General features: G+C 70.1%; 3 protein-coding genes and 1 pseudogene. All 4 read right to left on the bottom strand.

Annotation, left to right across the window (positions count from 1 at the left end; all coding sequences use genetic code 11):
• Window positions 1–711, bottom strand: a pseudogene (gene katE1 / locus AC1DYN_RS31410) (catalase KatE1); the annotation flags it as partial.
• Between the two features lie 102 nt (window positions 712–813).
• Complete coding sequence (locus tag AC1DYN_RS31405; RefSeq protein WP_477966538.1) at window positions 814–1761, bottom strand: LysR substrate-binding domain-containing protein; 948 nt, start codon at window positions 1759–1761, stop codon at window positions 814–816.
• A 103-nt stretch (window positions 1762–1864) separates the two neighbouring features.
• Entirely contained in the window at window positions 1865–3730 is a 1866-nt protein-coding gene (glk, locus tag AC1DYN_RS31400) for a glucokinase (protein WP_477966536.1), read from the bottom strand.
• A complete protein-coding gene (locus AC1DYN_RS31395) occupies window positions 3727–5433 on the bottom strand; it encodes an alpha-amylase family glycosyl hydrolase (protein WP_477966534.1) in 1707 nt (568 codons plus the stop codon). Before AC1DYN_RS31395 ends, glk begins: the two co-directional genes overlap by 4 nt.
• Window positions 5434–5761 lie beyond the last annotated feature (328 nt).

The raw sequence follows: 5761 nt of genomic DNA, 5'->3' as shown, positions 1-5761 counted from the left end.
CTTCTCGCCCTGCAGCGTCTTCCAGTGGAACTTCACATACGTCACCCGGCCTTGCGCATTGACGAACTTGTAGGCGTGCACGCTGTTGCCGTCCATGTTGCGGTAGCTGGCCGGCGTGCCGAAGTCGGAATACACCCGCGTCAGCATGTGCGTCGATTCGGGCTGCTGCGAGAAGAAGTCGAAGAAGCGGTTCGGGTCCTGCACGTTGGTGTCGGGGCTGGGCTTCAGGCTGTGCACCATGTCCGGAAACTTGATCGCGTCGCGGATGAAGAACACCGGCAGGTTGTTGCCCACCAGGTCCCAGTTGCCCTCGGCGGTGTAGAACTTGGTCGCGAAGCCGCGCGGGTCGCGCAGCGTCTCGGGCGAGTGGTTGCCGTGGATCACGGTCGAGAAGCGCACGAACACCGGCGTGCGCGTGCCGGGCGCGAACACCTTGGCGCGCGTGTACGCCGACAGGTCGGTCGCCGCGACGAACTCGCCGTGCGCGCCGGTGCCGCGCGCATGCACCACGCGCTCGGGGATGCGCTCGCGGTCGAAGCGCTGCAGCTTCTGGACCAGCTGCACGTCCTGCAACAGCACCGGGCCCCCCGGGCCGGCGGTCTGCGAGTTCTGGTTGTCGCCGACCGGCGCGCCGTTGTCGCGCGTCAGCGTCTGCGCGTGGATCGGGGCTGCCGCGGCCAGCAGCAGGGCGAGGAGAAGGCGTGTCGTCATGGGGGCTCCACCAGTGAGGTTCAGGTGCGTGGAGCTTAGGAAGCGGCCTGCGCGGCCGGAAGTTGACAACCTCAGCGGCGCCGATTCACGGCCTCAATGGCCTCAGGCCGCGCTGGCCAGCGCCGGTCTCACCGGCCTCACCGGCAGCGCCCGCACGCCGTCGGGCAGGGCCTCGCGCAGCGCCTGGCCCAGCAGGCGCAGGTCGCTGTCCTTCGGATGCCCGGCGCGCCACACCATGCCGATGCGGCGCGACTGGCCCTGCGCGAGCGGGCGCACCACCAGCCCCGGGTCGCTCAGGCGGCGCACCGCCAGCGCCGGCAACAGCGTGCAGCCCAGGCCCGCCGACACCAGCTGGCGCAGCGTCTCCAGGCTGCTCGCGCGAAAGTCGCAGCCGTCGGCCTCCGACGCCTCCTGCCGGCCGCAGGCTTCGAGCGCCTGGCCGCGCAGGCAGTGGCCGTCGGTCAGCAGCAGCAGCTTCAGCTCGGCCAGTGCGTCCAGCGGCACGCTGTCGTGCACGCCGATCTCGTGCGCGGCCGGCGCGGCGACGAAGAAGGGCTCGTCGAACAGCGCCATCTCGGCAAACGCCGGTTGCGGCAGCGGCCCGGGCAAGGCGACGAAGGCGGTGTCGATCAGCTGGTCGGCCAGCAGCGCCGCGAGATGCCGCGTCATGTCCTCGTGCACGATCAGCTTCAGCGTCGGATAGCGCTGGCGCACCAGCGGCAGCAGCCAGGGCAGGTAGTAGGGCGCCAACGTCGGGATCAGGCCGACGTTCAGCACGCCCTGCAGCGGCCCACTGCGCAGGCTCTTCAGCCCGAGGATCTGGTCGGCTTCGTCGAGCAGGCGGCGCGCGCGCTGCACCACCGATTCGCCGATCGGCGTCAGCGCCGGCTGCTTGCCGCTGCGGTCGAGCAGCGGCAGGCCCAGGTAGTCCTCCAGCTTGCGCAGCTGCGTGCTGAGCGTCGGCTGGGTCACGTGGCAGGCCTGCGCCGCATGGCCGAAGTGGCGGTGGTCGGCGAGCGCCACCAGGTAGCGCAGTTCGCGCAGTGTCATCGTTGTCTCCCTTGTCGCAGGGAGTATTGCCAGTCCGGTCGGCGGCGCGATTTCTTTTGTCTTGCGGCCCGATTGGCAATATGAATCGCGGGCGCCTTGACCTTCAGGCCACGTGCGAGATCAGCACCCCCGGCTGCGGCTGCTGCTGCCCGTCGGCCGAGCCGCTGTCCAGCCCGACGCTGGCCGCCGGCAGCCGGCGCACCGCGACGCCCACCGACATCATGTCGACCACCAGCAGGTGCAGGATGCGCGAGATCATCGAGACGAAGGTGCTCGCGTCCTCGCTGTGCTCGACCGGGATGCAGACGCTGGACTTGCGCGCCAGCGGCGACTGGCTGGCGGTGATCGCGATCACCTTGGCACCGCGGTCCATCGCCAGGCCCGCCGCGCGCGACAGCTCGGGCGGCTGGCCGGAGCTCGAGATGAACACGGCCACGTCGCTCGGCCCGAGCAGCTCGGCCGCCATCGAATGCATCGACGGATCGGTGTGCGCGACCGACGAGATGCGGAAGCGGAACAGCTTGTGCTGCGCGTCCAGCGCCACGATGGCCGAGTTGCCCATCGCATAGAACTCGACGCGGCGTGCCTCGCGCAGCATGCCGATCGCCTTGTCGACCGCGTCGACGTTCAGCGACTCGCGGAACTGCACGATGGCCGAGATGGTGTTGTCCAGCACCTTGGCGCACAGGTCGGCGGTGCCGTCCTGGCGCCGCACCTGGGTGCGCTGCACCGGCAGCGTGCCGGTCAGGCCCGAGCCGAGCTTGAGCTTGAAGTCGGCCAGCCCCTGGAAACCGAGCGAGCGGCAGAAGCGGATCACGGTCGGCTGGCTCACCTCGGCCCCTTGCGCGATCAGCGCGATCGGGTCGTTCAGTGCGGTGCGCGGGTTGTCGAGCACGAAGTTGGCGACGCGGCGCTCGGCCGGCGACAGGCCGGCCACCGAGCTGCGCACGCGTTCGAGCAGCGGGTGGCTGCCGTCGGCGTCGGGCACGTGGTCGGACAGCAGCGTCGAGATGCCCTGGAACACCAGGTTCTCGGCCGTCAGCACATAGGTGGGGATGCGTGCCACGTAGTCGCTCATGCGGCCCTTGGCCTCGAAGCGCTCGCGGAACGTCGATTGCGCGAACAGCGGCCCGAGCCGCGGCACGATGCCGCCACCGACGTACATGCCGCCGGTGGCGCCCAGCGTCAGCGCGACGTCCGAAGCCATCGAGCCCAGCATGCCGCTGAACACCTCCAGCGCCTCCAGGCAGGAGGCGTCCTGATTCTGCAGCGCACGCTGCACGATGTCGGCGGTGCACAGCTCGTGCGCGGCGCCGGGTTGGCCTTCCGTGAGGGCCTGGTAGATCAGCTCGATGCCCGGGCCGGAGATCAGGCGCTCGGCCGACACCCGCGACATGCTCTTCCACGCGAACTGCAGCACCCGCATCTCGCGCTCGTCGCTGGGCGCGAAGTTGACGTGGCCGCCTTCGGTGGCAAGCGTGGTCCAGCGGTCGCCGGCCGGGATCAGGCCCGACACGCCCAGGCCGGTGCCCGGGCCGAGCAGGCCGATCACGCCGTTCGGCTGCGGCTCGCCGCCGCCCACCTGCTGCCGGCCCTGCGGCGCGAGGCCGGGCAGCGCCATCGCCAGCGCGGTGAAGTTGTTGACGACCAGCAGCGTCGACAGCTTCAGCTGCTGCTGCACCGCCTGGATCGAGAAGGCCCAGTCGCGGTTGGTCATGCGCACCTGGTCGCCCTGGATCGGGTTGGCGATCGACACCGCGCCGTGGCGCGGCGTGAGCTCGGGCACGGTCGCCAGGTAGGCCTGGATCACCTCGGTGATGCCGGCGTGATCGCTGCACGGCAGCACCGCGACGTGCTCGAACTGGCCGGGGGCGGGCTCGATGCAGAAGCGGGCGTAGGTGGCGCCGATGTCGGCCAGCAGCCGCGCTTCGGTGAACGGCGTGGGGCGGGTGCTGAGGTCAAGGGTCATGGGGCTGCCGGCTTGGCTGCCAGCGTCGGGGCCGGCATGCGCTCGAGGAGGACATAGTGTGAGGCGGCCAGGATGACCTTGCCGTCGGTGACGGCGGCGCGCTGGCCGCTGTAGGCATCGCGCAGCGGCTCGCCTTCGCCGAACACGCCGCCGACCGGGATCGCGACGCTGCCGTCGACCCCCATCGCGACGACGACGGCATCGCCGCTCGCCGCATCGACGCGGCTGAAGACGTACGGCGCGGCCGACAGTTGCCGATGCACGCCGCGTGCCAGCGCGACGTGACGTGCCCGGAAGCTGCCGAGGCGGCGCCAGTGCGCCAGCTGCGCGGTGTCGGGCTGGTCCCAGTTCATGTCGGAACGGGTGGCCTGCTGCGGGTCGGACACCGGTGCCGGGCCGGGTGGGCGCGCGGTCTCGTCGCCGTAGAAGATCTGCACCGCGCCGGGCGCGAGCAGCAGCGCCGCGGCGCCTTCGGCCAGGCGGCTGCGGTCGAACAGCCGCGTGTCGTGCGACGACAGGTAGCTCAGCGCGTTGTAGCCCGGGCGGCCGGACAGCAGCGAGGCATAGCGCGTGAAGAGGGCGTCGGGGTTCGCGAACTGCGGCCCGAGGTCCTGGAATTCGAAGTTGATCAGCGCATCGAATCCGCTGCCGATCAGCGGGCTGCGTTCCGGCCCCTGGCCCCAATACTCGCCGACCATCCAGAACGGCTGATCGTCGATCTTGTCGGCTGGGTGGCGGGTTTTCCAGTCGGCGAGGGCGGCGGTGGCGGCGTGCTTGAGTGCGGCCCAGGACTCGGGCTCGACGTGCTTGACGGTGTCGGCACGGAAGCCGTCGATGCCGTACTCGCGCACCCAGTCGCTGAGCCAGGTGACCAGGTGGTCGCGCACGGTGGCGTCGGGCAGGTCGCGGGCGCGCGTGCCGGGCTTCTGGCGCAGGAAGGTGGGCAGCGTCACCTTGTCCGGGCTGTCGGTGCGGAAGTCCGGCAGGTAGGCCAACTGCATCGTCAGGTCGTCGCGTCCTCCGTCGAGGTAGCCGGGCAGGCCGGCGCGCACCCAGGCGCGGCCCCACCAGTCGGCGAAGTTGAAGCTGTTGTAGTCGATGAAGCCGTGGTAGTCGCGCAGCGTCGCGCGTTCGGAGCCGGGCCAGAGCACCTTCAAGTCCAGCTCGCGCGCGGTCTGCAGGTCGAGGTAGCCGGGGTGGTTCATCACCACGTCGAACAGGATGCGGATGCCCTGGCGGTGCGCGGTGTCCACCATCTCGCGCAGCTCGCCGGGCGTGCCCATCGACGCGTCGAGCACGGTGTAGTCGAGCGCGTAGTAGCCGTGGTAGGCGTAGTGCTTGAATTCCTTGTTGCCGCCGACCACCCAGCCGTGGATCTGCTCGTACGGCGCGGTGATCCAGATCGCGTTGACGCCCAGTTGCGTGAACCAGCCTTCGTTCAGCTTGTTCGTGATGCCCTTCAGGTCGCCGCCGTGGAAGGTGGCGACGTCGGCCTTCGGGTCGGCCTCGCGCTGGCGGCCGTAGGCATGGTCGTTGGCCGGGTTGCCGTTGCTGAAGCGGTCGGTGATGGCGAAGTAGACGATGGCGTTGTCGGCGAACGTGCCCGGCACCGAGATCGGGCCGCCGGTGATTGGCGGTGCGGAGGACTTCGGCAGGGGCGGAGGGGTCGTGCAGGCGGCCAGGCACAGCGCCGCGAGCAGCACGAGAAGGTGGTGGCAAGAAAAACCCGTTCGCCCTGAGCTTGTCGAAGGGGCGGACTGAGCTTGTCGAAGGCCTGGTGGCTGTGCGCGGGAGCTTCCGGCCCGCTGCGGCACCAACCCTTCGACACGGGCCCTCGACAAGCTCGGTCCCTGCTCAGGGCGAACGGTTCGTGGGTGTTCGTTCACCCCTTGATCCCCCCGGCCGTGAGCCCCGAGATCATCCACTTCTGCGCGAGGATGAACACGAGGGTGATGGGCAAGCCCGAGAGGATCGCGGCGGCCGCGAAGTCGCCCCACAGGTACTTCTGGTCGTACAGGAACAGCTTGGAGC

The organism is Rhizobacter sp. P2_D12 (assembly GCF_056404395.1).
This window is presented reverse-complemented; position numbering and strand designations above follow the sequence as displayed.

Coding starts and splice junctions, on each gene's coding strand:
- AC1DYN_RS31405 (WP_477966538.1), bottom strand. CDS start 1,761: ATGACACTGCGCGAACTGCGCTACCTGGTGGCGCTCGCCGACCACCGC.
- glk (WP_477966536.1), bottom strand. CDS start 3,730: ATGACCCTTGACCTCAGCACCCGCCCCACGCCGTTCACCGAAGCGCGG.